This is a genomic window from Tundrisphaera macrotermitis, assembly GCF_051175315.1.
Taxonomy (GTDB): Bacteria; Planctomycetota; Planctomycetia; order Isosphaerales; family Isosphaeraceae; genus Tundrisphaera.
The window spans coordinates 2,963,452-2,982,674 of the sequence record NZ_CP195100.1; the positions used below are offsets into that span (position 1 = coordinate 2,963,452).

The 19,223-nt window shown below is 72.1% G+C and carries 21 protein-coding genes; 10 read left to right on the forward strand and 11 right to left on the reverse strand.

Annotated features, from left to right (window positions below; translation table 11 throughout):
* The first annotated feature begins 25 nt into the window (after nucleotides 1–25).
* The 6 genes from TA3x_RS11830 to TA3x_RS11855 all read left to right on the forward strand — a co-directional run bounded on the left by TA3x_RS11830 (nucleotide 26) and on the right by TA3x_RS11855 (nucleotide 4,984).
* Nucleotides 26–235 carry a hypothetical protein gene (locus TA3x_RS11830; protein ID WP_435021422.1) on the forward strand — a complete coding sequence of 70 codons (210 nt, stop codon included), beginning with the start codon at nucleotides 26–28 and terminating at the stop codon, nucleotides 233–235.
* Nucleotides 235–1,116: a hypothetical protein gene (locus tag TA3x_RS11835; protein ID WP_435021424.1), complete on the forward strand. Its 882-nt coding sequence runs from the start codon at nucleotides 235–237 to the stop codon at nucleotides 1,114–1,116. Before TA3x_RS11830 ends, TA3x_RS11835 begins: the two co-directional genes overlap by 1 nt.
* Nucleotides 1,117–1,437: 321 nt before the next feature.
* A complete protein-coding gene (locus tag TA3x_RS11840; protein WP_435021426.1) occupies nucleotides 1,438–2,481 on the forward strand; it encodes a TlpA family protein disulfide reductase in 1,044 nt (347 codons plus the stop codon).
* 137 nt (nucleotides 2,482–2,618) lie between these two features.
* Nucleotides 2,619–3,161: a hypothetical protein gene (locus TA3x_RS11845; protein WP_435021428.1), complete on the forward strand. Its 543-nt coding sequence runs from the start codon at nucleotides 2,619–2,621 to the stop codon at nucleotides 3,159–3,161.
* On the forward strand, nucleotides 3,158–4,213 hold the full coding sequence (locus TA3x_RS11850; RefSeq protein WP_435021430.1) for an HTTM domain-containing protein: 1,056 nt from the start codon (nucleotides 3,158–3,160) through the stop codon (nucleotides 4,211–4,213). Before TA3x_RS11845 ends, TA3x_RS11850 begins: the two co-directional genes overlap by 4 nt.
* A 123-nt stretch (nucleotides 4,214–4,336) precedes the next feature.
* Nucleotides 4,337–4,984 (forward strand): cysteine hydrolase family protein, encoded by a 648-nt coding sequence (locus TA3x_RS11855; RefSeq protein ID WP_435021432.1) that lies wholly within the window; start codon nucleotides 4,337–4,339, stop codon nucleotides 4,982–4,984.
* A 28-nt stretch (nucleotides 4,985–5,012) separates the two neighbouring features.
* On the opposite strand, the gene TA3x_RS11860 is transcribed toward TA3x_RS11855, so the two are convergent.
* From TA3x_RS11860 to TA3x_RS11875, 4 genes are all read right to left on the reverse strand, one after another.
* On the reverse strand, nucleotides 5,013–6,869 hold the full coding sequence (locus tag TA3x_RS11860) for a M20/M25/M40 family metallo-hydrolase (protein WP_435021434.1): 1,857 nt from the start codon (nucleotides 6,867–6,869) through the stop codon (nucleotides 5,013–5,015).
* Between the two features lie 235 nt (nucleotides 6,870–7,104).
* The gene (locus TA3x_RS11865; RefSeq protein WP_435021436.1) at nucleotides 7,105–7,608 is read right to left on the reverse strand and encodes a hypothetical protein; all 504 of its coding nucleotides are present in this window, start codon (nucleotides 7,606–7,608) and stop codon (nucleotides 7,105–7,107) included.
* Nucleotides 7,609–7,752: 144 nt separating this feature from the next.
* Nucleotides 7,753–8,457 carry a (5-formylfuran-3-yl)methyl phosphate synthase gene (locus TA3x_RS11870; RefSeq protein ID WP_435021438.1) on the reverse strand — a complete coding sequence of 235 codons (705 nt, stop codon included), beginning with the start codon at nucleotides 8,455–8,457 and terminating at the stop codon, nucleotides 7,753–7,755.
* Nucleotides 8,458–8,460: 3 nt separating this feature from the next.
* On the reverse strand, nucleotides 8,461–9,297 hold the full coding sequence (locus TA3x_RS11875) for an exonuclease domain-containing protein (protein WP_435021440.1): 837 nt from the start codon (nucleotides 9,295–9,297) through the stop codon (nucleotides 8,461–8,463).
* A gap of 141 nt (nucleotides 9,298–9,438) precedes the next feature.
* Between TA3x_RS11875 and TA3x_RS11880 the strand changes: the two genes are divergently transcribed.
* Nucleotides 9,439–10,029: a CAP domain-containing protein gene (locus TA3x_RS11880; protein WP_435021442.1), complete on the forward strand. Its 591-nt coding sequence runs from the start codon at nucleotides 9,439–9,441 to the stop codon at nucleotides 10,027–10,029.
* 60 nt (nucleotides 10,030–10,089) lie between these two features.
* Nucleotides 10,090–10,473: a hypothetical protein gene (locus tag TA3x_RS11885; RefSeq protein WP_435021444.1), complete on the forward strand. Its 384-nt coding sequence runs from the start codon at nucleotides 10,090–10,092 to the stop codon at nucleotides 10,471–10,473.
* On the opposite strand, the gene TA3x_RS11890 is transcribed toward TA3x_RS11885, so the two are convergent.
* Nucleotides 10,467–11,270 carry an SDR family NAD(P)-dependent oxidoreductase gene (locus tag TA3x_RS11890; protein ID WP_435021446.1) on the reverse strand — a complete coding sequence of 268 codons (804 nt, stop codon included), beginning with the start codon at nucleotides 11,268–11,270 and terminating at the stop codon, nucleotides 10,467–10,469. The genes TA3x_RS11885 and TA3x_RS11890 overlap by 7 nt on opposite strands.
* Nucleotides 11,271–11,391: 121 nt before the next feature.
* Between TA3x_RS11890 and TA3x_RS11895 the strand changes: the two genes are divergently transcribed.
* Entirely contained in the window at nucleotides 11,392–12,216 is an 825-nt protein-coding gene (locus TA3x_RS11895) for a hypothetical protein (RefSeq protein WP_435021448.1), read from the forward strand.
* 7 nt (nucleotides 12,217–12,223) lie between these two features.
* Here TA3x_RS11895 and TA3x_RS11900 read toward each other — a convergent pair whose 3' ends face one another.
* The 5 genes from TA3x_RS11900 to TA3x_RS11920 all read right to left on the reverse strand — a co-directional run bounded on the left by TA3x_RS11900 (nucleotide 12,224) and on the right by TA3x_RS11920 (nucleotide 17,136).
* A complete protein-coding gene (locus TA3x_RS11900; protein WP_435021450.1) occupies nucleotides 12,224–13,432 on the reverse strand; it encodes a glycosyltransferase in 1,209 nt (402 codons plus the stop codon).
* Between the two features lie 103 nt (nucleotides 13,433–13,535).
* Nucleotides 13,536–13,949: a secondary thiamine-phosphate synthase enzyme YjbQ gene (locus TA3x_RS11905; protein ID WP_435021451.1), complete on the reverse strand. Its 414-nt coding sequence runs from the start codon at nucleotides 13,947–13,949 to the stop codon at nucleotides 13,536–13,538.
* An 85-nt stretch (nucleotides 13,950–14,034) separates the two neighbouring features.
* Complete coding sequence (locus TA3x_RS11910) at nucleotides 14,035–14,319, reverse strand: hypothetical protein (protein WP_435021453.1); 285 nt, start codon at nucleotides 14,317–14,319, stop codon at nucleotides 14,035–14,037.
* 271 nt (nucleotides 14,320–14,590) lie between these two features.
* Entirely contained in the window at nucleotides 14,591–15,934 is a 1,344-nt protein-coding gene (locus TA3x_RS11915; RefSeq protein ID WP_435021455.1) for a replication-associated recombination protein A, read from the reverse strand.
* 29 nt (nucleotides 15,935–15,963) lie between these two features.
* Nucleotides 15,964–17,136 carry a sialidase family protein gene (locus tag TA3x_RS11920; RefSeq protein ID WP_435021457.1) on the reverse strand — a complete coding sequence of 391 codons (1,173 nt, stop codon included), beginning with the start codon at nucleotides 17,134–17,136 and terminating at the stop codon, nucleotides 15,964–15,966.
* A gap of 182 nt (nucleotides 17,137–17,318) precedes the next feature.
* Here TA3x_RS11920 and TA3x_RS11925 point away from each other — a divergent pair, with 182 nt between their 5' ends.
* Nucleotides 17,319–18,071 carry a J domain-containing protein gene (locus TA3x_RS11925; protein WP_435021459.1) on the forward strand — a complete coding sequence of 251 codons (753 nt, stop codon included), beginning with the start codon at nucleotides 17,319–17,321 and terminating at the stop codon, nucleotides 18,069–18,071.
* Nucleotides 18,072–18,104: 33 nt separating this feature from the next.
* Here TA3x_RS11925 and TA3x_RS11930 read toward each other — a convergent pair whose 3' ends face one another.
* Nucleotides 18,105–19,139 (reverse strand): aldo/keto reductase, encoded by a 1,035-nt coding sequence (locus TA3x_RS11930; protein WP_435021461.1) that lies wholly within the window; start codon nucleotides 19,137–19,139, stop codon nucleotides 18,105–18,107.
* Between the last annotated feature and the right edge of the window lie 84 nt (nucleotides 19,140–19,223).

The following is a 19,223-nucleotide window of genomic DNA, read 5'->3' on the forward strand; positions in this document are numbered from 1 at the left end:
CGACGACCTCCCGGAGCCGCCCGCCATGACCTGCAGCCCCGCACGCCTCGCCGCGAACCGGGCCAACGCCCGCCGGAGCACCGGGCCGACCACCCCGGAGGGGCGGCGGATCTCGTCGAGGAACGCCTACAAGCACGGATTGGCCGGCGACGGCGTGGTCCTGCCCCCCGACGAGGAGGCCGGGGTCGACGCCGCGACCGCCCAACTCGTCGCCGAGATGAAACCTCCGGGCTGATGGGCCGGATCCTCCTGCGGCGGATCGCCGTCTTCTCCCACCGCCTCGACAAATGCGGCCGGCACGACGCGGCCATGACCGCCCGGCGGGTCCGCGACGCCCAGAAGCAGCGCGATGCGGCCCGCCGCGCCGAGGTCAACGAACTCGGCGTCATCCTGGACATCGACCCCGATCGCGCGGTCACCCGCATGCTGGAGACGCCCGAGGGGATCGACGGGCTGACCGAGGCCTGGCAGGTCCTCCGGGGGAAGCTGGCCCGGCCCGGCAAGCTCGCCTGGAACGAGCACGACGACCGACAGCTCGACCGCCTGCTCGGCCGGCACCCCGGCATGCACCCGCCGACCCCGTTCGACCCGATCCTCCGGGCGATCCGGGGCGACTTCTCCGGCATGACCGCCGATCAGCGGGCCGGGCTCGACAGCAAGAAGCGGAAGCAATGGGCCCGCGAGCAGCTGGCCGCCCTGATCGACGCCGAGGTGGAGGCCCTGCGCGAGCTTCGCCCCCTGATCGACGACGAAAACGAAGCCGCCGACCGCGCCGAGGCGGCCGACCGCGCCCTGTTCGACCCGTCCAGGGAGGGGCAGCTGGCGCGTCGTTACGAGGCCGCCGCCGAGCGCGGGCTGTTCCGCGCCCTGCGCGAGTTCCACGAGGTCGAGGCGCGGAACGAACCCAACGCCGCCCCCCCGGCCCCGGCCGCCCCGCCGGCGACGCCCCCGGCCCGGCCGGAGCCCCGGCCCCGCGCCACCGCCCCGGCCCGGGTCGCCCCGACGCGGGCCTTCGAGCCCAGGCCGATGGCCCCCGCGACGCCGGGCGAAACGAACCCAACCGACGCGGCCCGGACGGCGACGATCGGGGGGCCGGGCCGGTCCCCGACGCCATGACGCCTCCCCTCCGACCCGACGATCGGCCCCGCGCGACCGCCCCTCCCGACCCTCCTCCGGGCCCGGATCGGGGGACCTGCCGCCATCCCGGGACGCCCTCGGCCCGTCGCCATCGGCGCGAATCCGCGCCCGCGAGTGGCCGAGGCCGGCCCCCCGTCGGGGCTTGCGCCGTCGGGAAATCGGGCCGGCCGGGCCGGGCCGGGGCGGATTGGGTTTGCCGAATCGGCGGCCGGCGCGGGAAGATGGGGGAAACGGCCCGCCCGACGCGCCACCTCGTCGTGACCGCGAAAAGGATCGGTCGGGCCATCCATGGAGTTCGCCATGAGAGTTCGACCGTTCGCGCCGTTCGCCATGATGGGCCTGATGATCGGGCTGGCCTGCGCCGAGCCGACCCCGCCCCAGGCCGCCAAGGCGGCCCCCGCCGACGAGAAGTCGGCCAAGGCCCTTCTGAAGCAGGCGATGGAGGCCGCCGACAACAACGACATGACCAAGGGGATCGCCCTGGCCGAGAAGGCCGTGGCGGCGTCCCCCTCGGATCGCGAGTCGCTGTTCATCCTGGGCGCGATGACCCAGCTCCACGCCGACTCGGTCAAGGACAAGGCGGGGCGGATCGCCCTGTTCCGCCGCTCGTCCGAGGTGCTCCACAAGCTCGCCGACGTGTACAAGGACCTCAAGCCGCAGGAGCAGATGTTCCTGGCCCGGTCCACCTACGGCGAAGCCCGCGCCGCGGCCCTGGAAGGCAAGCCCAAGGAGGCCGTCGCCCTGATCAAGAAGCTGGTCGACGACGGGCTGGACGACGCGGACATGATCGACGGCGAATCGGACTTCGAGTCGATCCGCGGCCTGCCCGAGTACGCCGAGCTGAAGGCCGGCCTGCTCAAGGCGATGAAGGAGAGCGTCGCCAAGGAGCTGGCCGAGTCCAAGTCCTACCCATTCGACTTCTCGCTGCTCGACATGGACGACAAGCCGGTCAAGCTGGCCGACTACAAGGGCAAGGTCACGATCGTCGACGTGTGGGGCACCTGGTGCCCGCCGTGCCGCAAGGAGATCCCCCACTTCGTCGAGCTGTACAAGGATCTGCACGACAAGGGGCTGGAGATCGTCGGGATCAACTGCAACGAGGGGGACGACAAGGCCGAGGCCAAGAAGACCGTCAAGGCCTTCATCGCCGAGCAGAAGATCCCCTACAAGTGCGTGCTCAACGACGAGAAGACCGAGAGCAAGATCCCGGACTTCCAGGGCTACCCCACCACCCTGTTCCTGGACCGGACCGGCAAGGTCCGCCTGACCCTGGTGGGCTACACCGCCAAGCCCAAGCTGGACGCCATCATCGGCGCCCTGATGGCCGAGCCGGCCGCCAACTGAGCCCCCGCCCGGGCCGCCCCGCCGGATCGCATCCGGCGGGGCGCAGGGTCGGATTGACGATCCGCGGGGCTTTTTTTAAAGTCCCCGATCATCCGGGACGATGGACGTCCCCCGAGCTTGAAAACATGGAGGGGGCCTTGAACAGGCGATGGATCGCCCAGAGGCTGGGAATCTCCGCATTCCTGGCCATGCATCTCGCCGCGCTGGCCATCTACAACATGCCGGCCTGCGCCCTCCGGGCGCGGCTGTTCCCCTACGCCTCGACCTACCTGATCCCGCTCGGGCTCTGGCAGAACTGGGGGATGTTCGCCCCGAACCCCGCGGCCTGCGAGATGACCGTGGAGGCCATCACGCTGGACGCCAAGGGGATCCAGCGGACCTTCGCCTTCCCCAAGATGGCGGACTTCTCGATCCTCCGCGCCGCCCCCCGGGTCCGGCACTCGAAGTACGCATCGAACATCGGCGATGATGAGAACGTGGCGATCCGCGAATGTGCGGCCCGGCACGTGATCCGCCAGCTCCACATCCCCGAGGACGCCTACCCGGTCGAGGTCGAGCTGTACTACCAGGTGCGCGAGACGCCGAAGCTGGGCGAGGGCCCGCTCGACCCGATGAAGCCGACCGTCCCGCACACCCTCAAGAGCTACCGATTCGCCAGCGCCGAGGACATCCGCTCATGAACCCGATCCGCGCCTGGAATGCGTTCTGGTTCCGGCCGACCTCGGCGAAGCCGCTGGCGGCGATCCGGATTTTGTTCGGCCTGCTGGTGCTGTGCAACCTGGCCTTCATCTCCGTGGACCTCGACTACTGGTTCACCGACACCGGGCTGCTCCAGGGGTCGGAGTCGAAGTTCGTGGCCGGCCCGCTGCGGCAGTCGCCGTTCCAGTACTGGCAGGACCCGACCACGGTGCGGGCGGGCTTCGCCGTCGTCGCGGCGATCGCGGCGGCCTACACGGTCGGCTGGCGGACCCGGACGATGGGCGTCCTGCTCTACCTGGGGCTGGTCTCGATCCACCACCGCAACGTGGTGACCAGCAGCGGGGCCGACGTCCTGCTGATCACCTTCGCCTTCAACCTGATGCTGGCCCCCGCCGGCGCCGCGTGGTCGCTCGACGCCCGCAAGCGGGACCGGCTCCGGGGCACCCTGGCCGAACCCCTGATCATCCCCTGGGCCCAGCGGCTGATCCAGGTGCAGATCAGCCTGATCTACACGGTCGCCTCGGTGCTCAAGGCCCACGGCGTGAACTGGCTCAACGGGTCGGCCCTGCACCTGGTGCTGAACAACGCCGAGGTCCGCCGGTTCGACTTCAGCTTCCTGACCCAGTACCCCGAGCTGATCAACCTGATGACCTACTCGGCCCTGGCCATCGAGTTCGGCCTGGCCATCGTCATCTGGTTCCGAGCCGCGAGGCCCTGGATCCTGCTCGCCGGCGTGGCGCTGCACACCGGGATCTTCTTCACGATCAACATCCCGATCTTCGGCGAGCTGATGATGGTCGGCTACCTGGCCTTCCTCACGCCCGAGGAATTCAATCACATGATGGCCTGCCTGGACGTCCGCCGCTGGTTCCGCCGGGCCCCCGCGCCGGCGGCCGCCATCGCGGCGAGCCCGCCGGCCGTCCTGCCGATCGACGCGCGGGCCGACGGCCCGTCCGAGTTCTGGGGCCCGCACCAGGTCGACACCGCCTGGGGCGCCGCGTCGGAGCCGGAGTTCGCCGACGCCGAGGCGTGACCTCTCCCCCGAGCATTGATGCACCGCGGCCCCGCCGACCCGAATCCCGGGGGGGCGGGGCTTCGGCGTGGGGGTTGCAAGGAGGGGCGGGCCTGGACCCCACCCCTCCCCGGGAGCCACCCCATGATCGCCAAGAACGCCGACCTGCACGGCAACGTCCCTGACACGGCCAAGGTCGCCCTGCTCCTGATCGACACGATCAACGACCTGGAGTTCCCCGATGGGGAGCAGCTCCTCCGGCAGGCCCTGCCGATGGCCGATCGGATCGCCGAGCTGAAGCGCCGGGCCGGAGCCGCCGGCATCCCGGTGGTCTATGCCAACGACAACTTCGGCCGCTGGCAGTCCAACTTCCACCACCTGATCGAGCACTGCGCGGGCGACGTGCGCGGCCGTCCGGTCGTCGAGAAGCTCCGGCCCGGCGAGCAGGACTACTTCGTCCTCAAGCCCAAGCATTCCGCGTTCTTCTCGACCACGCTGGACATCCTCCTGGATTACCTCCAGGTGGATACGCTGATCCTGACCGGCATGGCGGGCAACATCTGCGTGCTGTTCACGGCCAACGACGCCTATATGCGCGACTTCCGGCTGGTCGTGCCCGGCGACTGCATCGCCTCGAACACCGAGGAGGACAACCGGTACGCCCTCCGGCAGATGGAGACGATCCTCAAGGCCGACGTCCGGTCCTCGGCCGAACTCGACCTCGAAGCCCTCAAGGGGGAGGCCCGCGACCTGGCCGGGTGCGAGCCGAAGGGGGGCCGCGGCGGGGGGTGATCCCGCCGCGGCCGGTGGGTCGTCGCGGTCAGTTGCCGCCGGCCGCCGCCGGCGTGGCCGGGGCGGGCGACGGGCTGGGGGAAGGGGCCTGCCCAGGGGCTGGCTTGCGGGGGATCTTCTCGTCGCGGTTGGCGGTGTTCAGGACGAAGGCGGCCATGATCGCCGACGCCTGCTTCATGTCATCGGCCTGGATCCGGTCGAAGACGTCCTGGTTGGAGTGGTGGGTCCGCGAGTCGTACTCGACCACGTCCTGGATGAACTGGAAGCCGGGCAGGCCGATCCCGTCGAACGACTGGTGGTCGGTCCCGCCGGTGTTGGCGATCGTGACCGTCGCCGCCCCCATCTCCCGGAACGGGTTGAGCCAGGGGTGGAACACCGACCGGGCCGCCTCGTTCCCCTGGAGGTAGATGCCCCGGATCTTGCCGGTGCCGTTGTCGAGGTTGTAGTAGGCAGAGAACTTCTCATACTCGGGCTTCGTGGTGAGCTTTGCCATCCGGGCGTTGCCCAGCGCCTCGGCGGCCGGGGAGGCGTTGCCGAGCTGGCCGAAGTGCTCGCGGACGTAGGCCTTCGATCCCAGCAGGCCCTGCTCCTCGCCGGTCCAGAGCGCGACGCGGATCGTCCGGCGCGGCTTGAGGTCCAGCGCCTTGATGATCCGGACGGCTTCCATCGCCACGGCCACGCCGGCGGCGTTGTCGGTTGCCCCGGTGCCGCTGTGCCAGGAATCCATGTGCCCACCGAGCATGACGACCTCATCCTTGAGGTCGGTCCCGGGGATCTCGGCCACGGTGTTATAGACCTTGGCGTCGTCCCCCTCGTGGAACTGCACCGCGAGGTCGACGGTCATCTTGAGCGACTCGCCCTGGCGGATCATCCGCAGGAGGCGGTTGTAGTGCTCCTTGCTGACGGCGATCTGGGGGAGGATCCTGGGGGCATCCTTGTCCCAGGCCGAGACCCGACGCGCGGGCGGCTCGCCGGGGCCGGGCAACGGGCCGGAGGGCACGCTCGCCTGGGCGACGAACAGGGTGCCGCCATCCCCCTGGGCGCTGCCGTCGAGGATCGCGGCGGCCCCCTCCTCCATCGCGAAGGTCGTCTTCCTCCGCTGGAGCTGCAGGGCGGCCCGCTGCTCGGGGCTCATCCCGCCCCGGCCGCCCGTCGGCGCCGGCGTGGGGGCGGGGGTCGGCGCGGTGCCGGGGGCAGGGGGCGGGGTGCGGCGAGGCCGGCGGGTGTTCACGTCCGGGGCGTTGGCCAGGACCAGCAGCTCGGAGTCGTTGATCCGGGTGGCCAGTGGCTCGAACCGGGCGGGCACGTCGCGCACCGGGCCGAGCAGGACGAACGCCCCCTTGAGCTTCCCCTTGAGCTTGTCGAGGTCGGCCTCGGTCTTCACCGAGTCCAGGTCCACCACGTCGCCCGTGACCGGGCCGTCGGTGCCCGGCGACCAGGCGCGGGGGAAGGCGATCAGCGGGATGCACTGGGGCTCGACCACCTGGATCGAGAACCGCTTGAGCGTCCATCCCTTGCCGAACTCGCCCCACGGCTCCAGCTTGGCGTTCTCCAGGCCCCAGGCGGCGAGCTTGTCGCGGGTCCACTCGTTGGCCCGCTTGGCGCCGGGGGAGGCCGTCAGGCGGGGGCCGATCACGTCGGTCAGGTAGCCCAGGGTCGCCATGACCTGGGACCTCTTCTCCGCTTCCTCCTTGATCCGCTCGATCGGGTCGGCGGGGCGCTTCGCCGGCACGGCCTCCTTGGCCTGCGCCACGGCCTCCTTGGCCGAAGGCTCGGCGGGAGGGGTGGTCGGGGGCGGCTGCTGGGCGCGAGAGGCGACGCCCGATCCGATCAGGACGACGGCCATCAGCATCGGGCAGGACAACGAGAGGACACGGCCGGGCATGGTCGGAGACTCCGGGTGGCGGGATCGGCGGATGGGATGGCCGTGCAGAGGGCATCGGGTCGGGGAAGAACTCCCGACGGACGAGGGCCGACGTCGATCATAACCCGCCCATCCCGGGGAATCACCCGCCCAGGTTGCCGACCCGCCGCTTTTCCCGGCCTTCGAAACGGCCGAAGGCCGGGAGGATCGATCCCCCCGGCCCCCGTCGTCGATGATCCGCGAAAGTGAGCGGGCCTCAGGACTTGCTGGTCGCGTTGCGGACCGTGTGGTCGACCCGGTCCCAGGCGTCGCGGGCGGCGTGCTTGGCGTGATCCCAGGTCAGGCTGGACGAACCCTTGCGGCTGTCCCAGTCGCGGCCCAGGTCGCCCTCGACCTCGTCGAAGGACTTGTCCGCATGAATCCCGCGCGACTCCCACCCATACTGGTAGGCGGGGCGATAGTGGTCGTAGCTGGTGCCGGCCTGGGCATACGGCCGTTCGCGATGGGCATCCCGCCAGTAGGCGTCCTCGGTGGTCGGGTCGATCGATTCGGCCACGCCCTTGCCGGCGAGCCCGCCCGCCACGGCACCGACGACGGCACCCACCGCCGCGCCCACCGGGCCGGCGGCCATCCCGCCCACGGCCCCGGCCGCGGCGCCGGCCCCGGCCGCACCCAGGCCGGTCCCCACGGGATGCGCGCCCGGCTCTCCGGTGATCGGGTCGCGATTGGCGTCAGGGGCGGTCTTCTTGGCGTCGGACATGATCGGTATCTCCCGGGCTGGTGTGTGGGGCGAAAGGACTGACTGATGAATATGACAAAGCAAACCAAGTGCCGTGCCCACCAATCCGTCGCCCGGATTTTTCCGACACCATGGCGCGGGACGCCCGACCACCCCCCGTCTCGATCATTTGAATGGATATGGAGATCTGGAAACGGTCCCGCCGACGGCGCGTGCCAGCTCGGCGACGCGGCGGGCATCCACGACGCCCCGCCGATCCCCCCCGACGCAGGCCGCCCCCCGGACCGCGAACAGGTCGGGCTGGAGCGGGGCCAGCCGGGCGATGGCCGCCAGGTCGAGCCGGCCGGCCAGCGCGACGAATCGGCCCCCGGACCGGGCCCGCTCCGCCCAGGCGATCCATCCCGGCGAGGCGTCGAGCGACCCCGGTCGGGACTTGTCCCAGGTGTCCACCAGCACGCCGACCACCTCGGGCGCATCCAGGGCGGCCTCCAGGATCCGATCGGGACGGGGCGAGCGGGCGATTTCCCAGTCGGAGTAGGCGACCGCCACCCAGCGCGGCCCGTCGGGGTCGGAACCCCGGATCTCGGCCCAGGCTGCCTCCCAGTCCGGGCCGGAGCCGGCGAGCCCGAGCTTGCGGAAGGCGATCCCCTCGCCGTGCGCGCGGTCGAGCCGCCATTCGCCCAGCTCGCCCAGGGCCATGCTGACCGGGATCGCCGCGGGGACGGCCGACCGGATCGCCCGGATCGCCGGGGCGGGGGCCCGTCCCAGCGGCCCGAGGTCGGGCTCCTTCACGTCGATCACGCTCGCGCCGCCCGCGACGGCGGCCCGCGCCTCCTCGGCCGAGCGGACGCTGACCAGCAAGCCCGCCATGAACTAACCTCCCAGCCCGGCATCGCCGCCGGCGATCCGATCGATGATGTCGAAGCGGCGGACCCGATCGAGGCGGAACTCCTTCTCGCGATCGTCGAGATGGCAGACCGCGACCAGGTAGGCGACCCCGCCGCGATGGGCGAATCCCCGGGGCGTGACCAGGCGAGGCCCCGGCCCGCGCGAGCCGCCTTCGTACACGATCCGGAGATCCTGGACCCGCTCGATCGCCCCGGCCACGCCCGTCCAGCTTTCGGGCGCCGGGGGCGGCAGCCGGCCGTCGAAGATCGGGTAGGCCAGGGGGGGCTCCCCGGCCGGGTCGCCGTCGCGGAGCGCCCGCCAGAGGCCGAGGACGCGGCGGGCATCGGCCAGGGCCCGGTGGGGGCCGCTCGGGTCGAGCCCGAACCGCGTGGCCAGGCTCCCGAGCTTGTAGCTCGACAGGGCAGGCCAGCGGTCGCGCGACCAGGCCAGGGTGTCCACGACCGAGTGGCCGGGCAGGGGGAGGCCGAGCCGGATCAGCTCCCGGCCCAGGAAGCCGGCGTCCAGGGTCGCCCCGTGGGCCAGCAGCCGCGTCCGGAGCGGGTCGCCAAGGAAGGCGACGAACGCCGGCAGGACGACCTCGGCGCCGGGCGCCTCGGCCAGCACCTCGTCGCCGATCCCGTGGATGGCCCGCGCCGCCGGGCTCGACGGCCGGCCGGGGTTGATCAGCGACGCGAACGCGGCCAGCTCGACGCCGGCCGCGTCGAATCGGACGGCGCCGACCTCGACGATCCGATCGTCGGCCGGGGACAGGCCGGTCATCTCCAGGTCGAACGCCACGAACTCCGCCGCCGGTCCGGCCACCGTTTCGCCCCTCACCCCGCGATTCCGGTCGGCGGTCGGCCCGCCGATCCGACCTCATTATCGGGGGCCGGGCCGGGCGCGGATAGCCCGACCGGAACCGGCGTCCTCCTCCTGCGCCCGATTGGCTCGCGGATCGGCCCGATGCCGGCCGATTTTCCCGACATGTGCCCCACGCCCCCGCGATCGCGACGCCTGGTGCTGGCCGCCCTCCTCGCGGGTGCGGGCCTGAGCTGCACCGCGCATCGGCCGGCCCCGCTGCCTTCCGCGCCCCGGGTCTCGCTCCCGGATTCGCCCGCCCCCGACGATGGGGACGTGGTCGAGGCGCTGGTGGCGGCCCACGCCGCCGAACGGGCCCGGAAGCGGCTGCCTCCGCTGGTGCTCAACCCCGAGCTGGAGGAGGCGGCGCGGGGCCACGCCCGGGAGATGGCCTCGCGGCGGAAGATGAGCCACACCGGGGCCGATCGGTCGTCCCCGTTCGACCGGATGTCCCGGGTCGGCTATCGCTACACCCGGGCGGCGGAGAACGTGGCGGCCGGCCAGCGCGACGTCGCCGAGGTCATGTCGTCCTGGATGCACAGCCCCGGCCACCGCCGGAACATCCTGGGCGACTACGCCGAGATCGGCGTGGCCCGCGCAGTCGCCACGGACGGCACAGCCTATTGGTGCGCCACGTTCGGCACGCCTTCCTCGGCACGATCTCCGGCAAGCGCCTCAGCCGTGGGGTATCCTTGACCAGAGGCGATGATGCCCGGCCCGCTCGGGTCGGGCCCCGCCGGAAAGGATCGTCTGGTCATGCGTGCCAACCATCGGACGGTGATTGCCCTGGCGGCGTTGGCGTTGATCGGCCCCGGTTGCCAGAATGCTGCGCGTCGCAAGGTCGTGGAGAACGAGCCGGTGCTGACCGACCCCGCCGAATCCGGGACCCTGATCGGGGACGCCTCGGTCCCGTCCAAGGTCGCGGTCGTCCCGCCCGCGTCGGTGTCGGTGGTGGACCGCCACCCCCTGCTGTCGCGCCCACGGGATTACTACGAGTCCTCGGGCAACAACAAGTTCGTCAAGACCGCCGCGGCGGCCGTGGTCGGCGTGCCGGCCGGGATCGTCGGGGAACTTCGCCAGATCGTGACCGGCACCCCGGTCGCCCGGACGACGCCCGTCGTCACGCCCACCGATTACTGAACCTCGGCGGGCGGATCATCCCGGCCGGACCCGTGGGCCAGGTAGATCCGCCCGGCCAACCGGTCGTAGAGGAAGTCGGGCAAGACCCGGACCATCCGCAGGGCGGCGACCAAAGGCCAGGGGAAGTCGACCCGGCTCCTCCTGGCCGCGATCCCCCGGAGGATGATCCGGGCGGCCTGGTCCGGCCCCATCTCCAACGGCTTGGGATTGGTCTGGTCGGCGGTCATCGCCGTCCGGACGAAGCCGGGGTGGACCGTGGTCACGGCGATGCCCGCCCCGCGCAGCTCGGGCCTGAGCGATTCCAGCAGGGTCGAGAGCCCCGCCTTGGTGGCCGCATAGGCCGAGGCGCCGGGGATCCCCCGGAAGGCCGACAGGCTGCTGATCCCGACCAGGTGCCCACGCTTCCGGGCGAGCATGCCGGGCAGGACGGCCTCGATGGCGTAGGCCGGCCCGATGAAGTTGACCCGGGCCATGCGGTCGAACTCGCGGGCGGAGAAATCGTCGGCCGGGGTCTTCAGGCCGACGCCGGCGTTCATCACCAGGAGGTCGATCGGGCCGAGTTCGCCGGCGATCTTCGCCAGGGCCTCACGGATCGCGGCGGGATCGGAGGCGTCGGCCGGGGCGACGCAGGCGGTCCCGCCGGCCGCGCGGATCGACGCGGCGACCGCCTCCAGGTTCTCGGCCCGCCGCGCCGTGAGCCCGACCCGCACCCCCTGGGCCGCCAGTTGCCGGGCCAGTTCCGCCCCGATCCCGCTGGATGCCCCCGTGACCGCCGCGACCTCGCTGGAAATCCGCATCGGGCCCCTCATGACCTCCGCATCCGTCGAAAAGACTCAACCCATTGCACAAACCGGGCCGATACCGATCTCGCGTCATGGCCCAGCATCATGGCGGCTCGACCCCGTCGAGGACAAGCTCATGCGACGAATCGGCGGCGGCAAATCCAACAGGACCGGCGACGACCCCGGCTCATCCGGCCGGGCCATCCGCCTGGCGCTCGCCCTCGGCCTGATCGGCCCGGCCGGCGTCCGGGCCGGCGACGAGGGGCCCATGCTGTCGGCCCCGGCCGGGCTGCCCGACGCGGCCCCGCTGCCCGGGCCGGCGGACGCACCGCCGATCCGACAGGGGCCGGTCCTGGCCTTGCCCGGGATCAGCACTCCCCCCCGCGGCGCCGCCCCGGCCCCGGCCGCCGACCTGATGCTGCCCGACCTGGATGCGCCGATCGGGATGAGCAACGCCCCCGCGCCGGCCCGGGCCGCCGAGCCGACGATCATCGAGACGATGCCGTTCGAGCCGGCCGCGCCGATCGACGAGCGCCCGACCACGCCCCGCTCGTCGGCCCGGGCCACTCCGACCGCCTCGACATCCGGCCCCACCCGATCGGCCACGCCCCCGCCGCCCGCCCGCCGCCCCTGGTGGTTCGGCAACGCCCGGCCCGGGACGGCTCCCACGCCCGCCTCGGCCCCCGGCCGGGCCGCCGTCGCGTCGGGCGGGTCGATGGCCAACCCGTCCGAGCCCAAGAACGACCCGGCCGCCGATACCCTGCTGCGCCGCAAAATCGAACGCCAGGCGCGGGCGCTGGTCGGCAACCGGGCCCGGTCGCTCGAAGTCCGGGTCGTCGGCAAGCAGGTGGCCATCGAGGCGCGGGGCGTCGGCATCTTCCAGAAAAGGGCGGTGCGCCGGTCCCTGGAGTCGATGCCCTCGCTGTCGGGCCTGCGGTCGTCGGTCGTGGTGCTGGACTGATCCGGCATCAGCGGGTCGACCGCCAGACCTCGCGGGTCCAGGCTTCCCGTAGCCGGACGTGGGCCCGGAGCGCGGCGAGCGGGTAGAGGTGCCCGCGCCAGATCACGCCCCCCCGGGCCAGGGTCAGGACCACCGATCGGACCAGGGCGACCAGCACGGCGACCGCTCCCACGGGGAGGATCAGGCCGTAGACCCCGCCGATCCCGCTCCCCCTCTTCGTCCCGGCCAGGGCCAGGACGATGCTCGCCACCCCGATCCCGCACACGGCCCGCGTCCAGATCGGCCCGACGAACAGGCCGGCGTGGGGCGCGATCCCCAGGATCACGACCGCCGCGCCCGCCCCCAGGGCCCGGGGCAGGCTGTAGAACATCCCGGCGAAGAAGTTCTTCTCAAGGCCCCGGATCATCCCCCCCAGGCCGACCTGCCAGCGGACCGCGACCGCACGCCGGCCCAGCACCAGCCGCGCGGCATAGCCGCCATACTTGAGCGCCCGGGCCAGCCGGATGTCGTCGTCCACCGACAGGGCCAGGTGGCGGAATCCGCCGATGGCCCGGAACGACTCGGCCCGGATCAGGTTGAACGCGCCGACGCCGGCATTGGCCCGGCTGGAGAAGTCGGCGATCTTGCCGGGCCGGGCGTGCATCGAGAACAGGAGTCCGAACATCGCCAGGAAGACCCGCTCGGCCGACGTGTCCGAGAGCACCTCGGGGATCGCGCAGACGTGGTCGGCCCGCTCGGACTCGGCGTAGGCGATCGACTTCCGCAACGCCCCGGGCGCGAAGACCACGTCGGCGTCGGTGAACAGGATCCACCGCGCGTCGGTGGCGTCGGCCCCCATCTGGAGGGCGTTGGTCTTGCCCAGCCAGCCGTCGGGCAGGTCGCGGACGTGGACCACCGTCAGGCGGTCGGACTCGGCGGCGAGCGCGTCCAGGATCGGCCCGGTCGCGTCGGCGGAGCGGTCATCGACGGCGATCACCCGCAGGCCGGGGTAGTCCTGGACCAGCAGCGACCGGATGGCGGCCTCGATCGACCCCGCCTCGTCCCGCGCCGCCACGATCACGGCCAGCGACGGCCAGCCCCCCTCGGGCTCGCGGTCGGGCACGTCGGCCAGCTCGACCACGTCTCGGCGATGGCGTCCCAGGTGGATCAGGTGGACCAGCCAGATCAGCGAGCCGAACACGCCCAGTGCGGCGACCGTCGAGGAGAGCCATGCCATCGTTCGGGGGCCAAGAATGCCGGTGGATCCATCGGGCCTCGGCGCGTCCGGGGCCGATCCCCACGATAACCGAGCCGGTCGCCGGCGCGGAGCCCGTCTCGGCTCAGCCGACCACCGAGACGGTGATCCGGCGGCGGTGGGGGGCCGTCCGGTGCTCGTACAGGAAGATGCCCTGCCAGGTGCCGAGGTCGCAGCGGGACCGCTCGATCGGCACCGAGATCGAGGCCTGGGTGAGGATCGATCGGACGTGGGCCGGCATGTCGTCGGGCCCCTCGGCGACGTGGCGGAACAGCGGGTCGCCGTCCGGCACGAGCCGCGAGAAGAACCGCTCCAGGTCGGACACGACGCCGGGGTCGGCGTTCTCGCAGATGATCAGCGAGGCGCTGGTGTGGTGGACGAAGACGGTGCAGAGCCCGCGGTCGACCCCCGAGCGCCGCACCACCTCGCCGACCTGATCGCTGATCTCCCAGGTCCCTCGCCCTCGGGTCCGCAACTCGAAGGTCTCGGCGTGATACATCGGCGATGCTCCGGCGCCTGGCGGGTCCCGCCCACGTGCTTTGGCGATCGGTCGGCCGCCCGGACGTCGCGAGGGCGGCCCCGGCTCACCTGGCCCCGGGTTCTCGCAAGGCGTCCTTGATCAGGGTCATCAGGGCCCGGGCCCGCTTCCGATCCTCGCGGGACATCCCGTCGGCGGCCATCAGCCGGCCCAGGAACCGACGCGACTGGTCGAGGATCATCCCCATCTCGATGCTGTGGCCACGCTCCAGGGCCCAGGCTCGCAGCAGGTCTTCCATGTCGACCTGCGGGCGGAACAGCTCGATGCCGATCGGGGAGGTGGCCCCGTCGTCGGCAGACGTGATCCAGAGGTCTTCGAGACGATTTCTCACGATCTGGGCTCCTTGGCCCTGGCCTTCATGGCCGACCCAAATCCTGAGCCGCCCGGATCGACGACGACGGGCGACATCGATCCTCCAGCCGGGCACGAACCAACCCTTGGCGGCGCGTTCGACCAATCGATGATGTTCGCGAAAACGGACCTTGGCGGAGATCCTCCTGACCGCCCCTCGCACGTGAGCCTGTCTCGGAAGGTTATAGGGGGACCGACGAAAGTTTGCAAAAGAAAAGTACGGGTTCACCCAAAATCGTGACCGGGGGGCGTCACTCGGACCGCACGGGACGCCCTTCGCCGGCCGGGGGAACCGGACCGGGTCGGGGAGCTTCGAGGTAGGTCCGGCCTGCCAAGGATTCGGGCAGGCAGGTCATGGCGGAGGCGCCCTCGGGGTCGTCGTGGGCGTATCGATAGCCCTGGCCGTAGCCCTGGGCCTTCATCAGCGGAGTGACGGCGTTGCGGAGGTGGAGCGGCACCGGCTCGCGGGCGGTGGCCGCGGCATCCTCGGCCGCCGCGAAGTAGGCCCGCTTCAGGGCGTTCGACTTGGGGGCCCGCGCCAGGTAGGCGGTGGCCTGGGCCAGGGGATAGAGCCCCTCGGGCAGTCCGATCAGCCGGACGATCTCGGCGGCGGCCGCCGCCTGCTCCATGGCCCGGGGGTCGGCCAGCCCGACGTCCTCGGAAGCCAGGATGCAGAGCCGACGCGCGATGAACATCGGGTCGGCCCCCCCCTCGATCAGACGGGCCAGCCAGTAGAGCCCGGCGTCGGCGTCGCTATTTCGCAACGACTTGATCAGGGCCGAGGCGAGGTTGTAGTGCTCCTCGCCCCCCTTGTCGTAGGCGAACCGGGCCCGGCCGACGGCCTCGATGATCGCCTCGCGGTCCACCCCCCGCGCGCCGTCGGGGCCGGGGTCGGCCGACAGGACGGCGGCCTCCAGGGCCGTGAGGGCGACCCGGGCGTCGCCGGCGGCGGCGCGGGCCAGGTGGGCGAGATCCTCGTCGGCGACCGCGGGCCGGAGATGCTTCAGGCCGCGCTCGTCGGCCATGGCGCGGCGGAGGATCGTCGCAACGTCTTCCTCGGATAGGGGCTGGAGCGTCAGGACCCGGGACCGGGACAGGAGCGCGGCGTTGACCTCGAACGACGGGTTCTCGGTGGTCGCGCCGACCAGGCTGACGGTCCCGTCCTCCACGGCCGGGAGCAGGGCGTCCTGCTGGGCCTTGTTGAAGCGGTGGATCTCGTCCACGAACAGGATCGTCGGCTTGCCCCGGCGCCGGGCGTCCCGGGCCTCGGCGATCGCCTCGCGCAGCTCCTTGACCCCGGACAGGACCGCCGACAGCGGCGCGAACCTCGCGCCGGTGCGGTTGGCGAGCAGCCGGGCGAGGGTGGTCTTGCCCGTCCCCGGCCCGCCCCAGAGGATCAAAGACGGGAAGGGGCCCCCGCCGTCGACCAGCTTGCGGACCATCCGCCCGGCCCCGATCAGGTGCCCCTGGCCGACGTACTCTTCCAGCGTCCGGGGCCGCATCCGCTCGGCGAGCGGGGCGTCCTGCGCCACGGCCTCCGGGGCGGGCTCGTCGTCTTCGGGCTCGAACAGGCTGCGGACGGCGTGCCTGGCCATGTTTCACCTTCCTGGTCGATGGCGGGGATTCAGTCGGACTTCGGGGCGGCCAGCCATTCGGGGTTGAACCGGGCCAGCTGCAGGGTGGGCGGGACGGTCGACCCCTTTGCCGACGACCCCGACTCGTAGAAGCAGGAGATCACCCCGTCGGGCCCGACCGCAAGGTCGGCATAGCCGCTCGTGCCGGGTTCGAGCGCCCGGGCGACCGGCCAGGTCCGGCCGTCGTCGCGGCTCATCCGGACGGTCAGGTTCCGCCGCTCCTTGCTCGCGGCGTTGTCCAGGTTGACGAACAGGAGCCGGGCCGGGTCGGCCGGCATCCGCGCGAGGCTGCCGAAGCAGACCGGGTCGGGCAGGGCCGGGTCGAACCGCATCGGGCTCCAGCCCGAGAGGCCGTCGGGGCTGATCGAGATTCCCCGGAGCCGGGGCTCGGACTCGTGCCGGACGTTGAGCATCACCCGGCCGTCGGAAAGCTCCGCCGTCGACGACTCGCTCGGGTTGGACGGGCGGGGGTCGGCGACCACGATCGCCCCCCGGGCCCAGGTCTTGCCCCCGTCGTCGCTCGCGATGGTCGAGACGACCGACGGCCGGTGCGCGGTCTGCCCCTTGCCGGTCGACAGCCAGACCGGGACGACCAGCCGACCGCCCGAGAGCCGGATGCCGTGGCCGGGGCCGGTGGCCAGGACGTTCCAGTCGTATTCGGGGCGGAACCGGTCGAAGGCCGGGGTGATCTCCACCGGGGGGGAGAAGGTCGCGCCGTCGTCGTCGCTCCGCATGTGGAAGCAGCGGGCGTACTCGACGCAGTAGAGGACGTGGACGGCCCCGGTCTCCGGGTCGGCGATGGCCACCGGGTTGTTGAGGGTGAACTCGCCGGGCGGGGCGTCCTTCCGGGCCGGGGCGACGGGGTTCTTGCGGGCGTCCGGCGGCGGGGCGGCGATTTTCCGCGCCGGGCCCCAGGTCTTGCCGCCGTCGGTGCTCCGACGCATCACGATGTCGATGGTGCCCCAGTCGCTCCGCGAGTGCTTGCGGGCCTCGCAGTAGGCCAGCAGCGTCCCCGCCTTCGTCGCCACCAACCCGGGGATCCGGTAGAGGGCATAGCCGCCGGTGTTCGCCTCGAACAGGGTCTGCCGCTCCAGGATCGGGTCGTCGGCCCGGGCCGTCCCCGCGAGGAGGATTCCGGCGAGAGCGATCAGCATGCGTGTCATGGGCGGGCCTCCTCGGGGTCGGGCGTCGGCGTTGCGGGCAGGTCGTGTTCTACCCGATCGGGGGCCCGAGCGGCACCCGTGCGCGATGATCAGGATGGGATGGAAGGCGACAATCGTATACTATGTGCGATACGGGCGTTCTCGGGCACGACCCCTTCATCGCAGGCAGGAGCATCGGCATCATGGGCGAGAAGCACCCGGTCTGGACCCGGACCCGGGTCGGTCGCGACCGTGTCCACTGGGTGGCCTACGACGACGTGGCCGGTGCCGAGGGCCGGATCACGATCGCCCAGGGCTACGCGCCCAGCTTGAAGGAGGCCGATGTCGCCGCCCGGGAGGCGCTGGCCGAGGCCGGGATCTACGGGTCGCGGCGGGCGTCGACCGCGTCGAGGCGAGTCGCCCCGCCGAAGCGGGACAACCCCGCCCCGGCCGCCGGCGCATCGGGCGGGCGCGAGCCGCGGCGGGAATACCTCTACACCCGCCGCGCCGGGGACCACGAAGGGGAGACGTTCGTGGCCGCCCACCTCGTCCTGTCGAAGACCGCCAAGAAGGTCCGGGTCGGCCGCCGCTCGTGCGGGCCGGACCAGATCGGCACCGAGGACGAGGACTGGGAGGGGCTGAACCCGACGGTCGCCCTGGACCGGGCCCGCCTGGAGCGCGAGGGCTCGGCCTACTCGGTCGGCTATCCCGACTCCGAGTTCTACACCACCCGCGCCCGGGCGATGGGGGACACCGGCTCCGACGCGCGGCCCGCGTTCCGGGCCCTGGGGCTGGAGCCCCCGTGCAGCCTGGACGACATCAAGGCCGCCTATCGCATCAGGGCCCTCTCGGTCCACCCCGACCGGGGCGGCAACCCCGCCGAGTTCCACGCGGTCGAGGCCGCCTATCGGAGGCTCCTCCGCGAGGCGGCCCCCGACGAACCGCCGACCCGGTGAGGCCCTCCGGGCGGCGGCGGTCGTCGGGCGGGGTCAGGCGTCGATCCGGTCCCGCAGGCCGCCGTAGGTCAGCCCCTTGATCAGGTCCTTGGCGTAGAAGTCGTGCGGGAAGCCGAGTTCGATCCGGCTGGCCTCGTCGAGCCGGCCGACCTGCGCCGGGTCGAGCCTGAGGTCGACGCAGGCCAGGTTGTCGCGGAACTGGTCGATCTTCCGGGCGCCGATGATCGGGATCACCGGGGTCGGCCGGTGGCGGAGCCAGGCCAGGGCGACTTGCGCCGGGGACCGCCCGACCTCTTCGGCGACCTTCAGGACCTCGGCCACGATCGCATCGGTCCGGGTGCCGGACGCGGCGAAGCCCTTCATCATGTCGCTGTTCATCCGGGCGTCGGCCCCGGCCTTGCCGTGGGCATACTTGCCGGTCAGGACGCCGTTGGCCAGCGGGGACCAGGCGGTCACGCCCAGGCCGAGGGCGTCGGCCATGGGTGTCAGCTCGCGCTCCACGGTCCGCTCGATCAGGCTGTACTCGACCTGGAGCCCGACGAACGGGGTCCAGCCCCGCAGCTCGGCCAGGGTGTTGGCGCGGGCCACCGCCCAGGCGGCCATGTCCGACACCCCGGCGTGGAGGATCTTGCCCTGGGCGACCAGGTCGTCGAAGGCCCGCATCACCTCTTCCAATGGCGTGAGCCGGTCCCAGATGTGGAGCCAGTAGAGGTCGATGTAGTCGGTGCGGAGCCGCTTGAGGCTGGCCTCCACGGCCCTCATCATGTTCTTGCGCTGGTTGCCGCCGGCGTTGGGGTCGGTGCCCGGCATGGCGTTGGTGTACTTGGTCGCCAGCACGGCCCGGTCCCGGTCCCCTTCCAGGAACTCCCCCAGCAGCGCCTCGCTGGTGCCGTTGGTGTAGACGTTGGCCGTGTCGATGAAGTTGCCGCCGGCCTCGAAGAAGGCGTCCAGGATCTGCCGGCTCTCTTCCTTCGTCGAGCCCCAGCCCCAGTCCTCGCCGAAGGTCATCGTCCCGAGGCAAAGCTCCGAGACACGCAGGCCGGACTTGCCGAGCAGTCGGTATCGCATCGCTGAATCTCCCGAACCGAGGGAAGAGGGATCCGAAGTCGAGGCGCAGCGCGGCCCGGAGGGGCCGCGCGATGGGCCGATGAT

Bases quoted from the DNA above. Each gene is read 5' to 3' on its own strand.
- TA3x_RS11920 (WP_435021457.1), bottom strand. From the start codon at position 17,136: ATGACACGCATGCTGATCGCTCTCGCCGGAATCCTCCTCGCGGGGACG.
- TA3x_RS11855 (WP_435021432.1), top strand. From the start codon at position 4,337: ATGATCGCCAAGAACGCCGACCTGCACGGCAACGTCCCTGACACGGCC.
- TA3x_RS11890 (WP_435021446.1), bottom strand. From the start codon at position 11,270: ATGCGGATTTCCAGCGAGGTCGCGGCGGTCACGGGGGCATCCAGCGGG.
- TA3x_RS11865 (WP_435021436.1), bottom strand. From the start codon at position 7,608: ATGTCCGACGCCAAGAAGACCGCCCCTGACGCCAATCGCGACCCGATC.
- TA3x_RS11870 (WP_435021438.1), bottom strand. From the start codon at position 8,457: ATGGCGGGCTTGCTGGTCAGCGTCCGCTCGGCCGAGGAGGCGCGGGCC.
- TA3x_RS11885 (WP_435021444.1), top strand. From the start codon at position 10,090: ATGCGTGCCAACCATCGGACGGTGATTGCCCTGGCGGCGTTGGCGTTG.
- TA3x_RS11880 (WP_435021442.1), top strand. From the start codon at position 9,439: ATGCCGGCCGATTTTCCCGACATGTGCCCCACGCCCCCGCGATCGCGA.
- TA3x_RS11835 (WP_435021424.1), top strand. From the start codon at position 235: ATGGGCCGGATCCTCCTGCGGCGGATCGCCGTCTTCTCCCACCGCCTC.
- TA3x_RS11905 (WP_435021451.1), bottom strand. From the start codon at position 13,949: ATGTATCACGCCGAGACCTTCGAGTTGCGGACCCGAGGGCGAGGGACC.
- TA3x_RS11840 (WP_435021426.1), top strand. From the start codon at position 1,438: ATGAGAGTTCGACCGTTCGCGCCGTTCGCCATGATGGGCCTGATGATC.
- TA3x_RS11925 (WP_435021459.1), top strand. From the start codon at position 17,319: ATGGGCGAGAAGCACCCGGTCTGGACCCGGACCCGGGTCGGTCGCGAC.
- TA3x_RS11850 (WP_435021430.1), top strand. From the start codon at position 3,158: ATGAACCCGATCCGCGCCTGGAATGCGTTCTGGTTCCGGCCGACCTCG.
- TA3x_RS11915 (WP_435021455.1), bottom strand. From the start codon at position 15,934: ATGGCCAGGCACGCCGTCCGCAGCCTGTTCGAGCCCGAAGACGACGAG.
- TA3x_RS11900 (WP_435021450.1), bottom strand. From the start codon at position 13,432: ATGGCATGGCTCTCCTCGACGGTCGCCGCACTGGGCGTGTTCGGCTCG.
- TA3x_RS11860 (WP_435021434.1), bottom strand. From the start codon at position 6,869: ATGCCCGGCCGTGTCCTCTCGTTGTCCTGCCCGATGCTGATGGCCGTC.
- TA3x_RS11830 (WP_435021422.1), top strand. From the start codon at position 26: ATGACCTGCAGCCCCGCACGCCTCGCCGCGAACCGGGCCAACGCCCGC.
- TA3x_RS11895 (WP_435021448.1), top strand. From the start codon at position 11,392: ATGCGACGAATCGGCGGCGGCAAATCCAACAGGACCGGCGACGACCCC.
- TA3x_RS11930 (WP_435021461.1), bottom strand. From the start codon at position 19,139: ATGCGATACCGACTGCTCGGCAAGTCCGGCCTGCGTGTCTCGGAGCTT.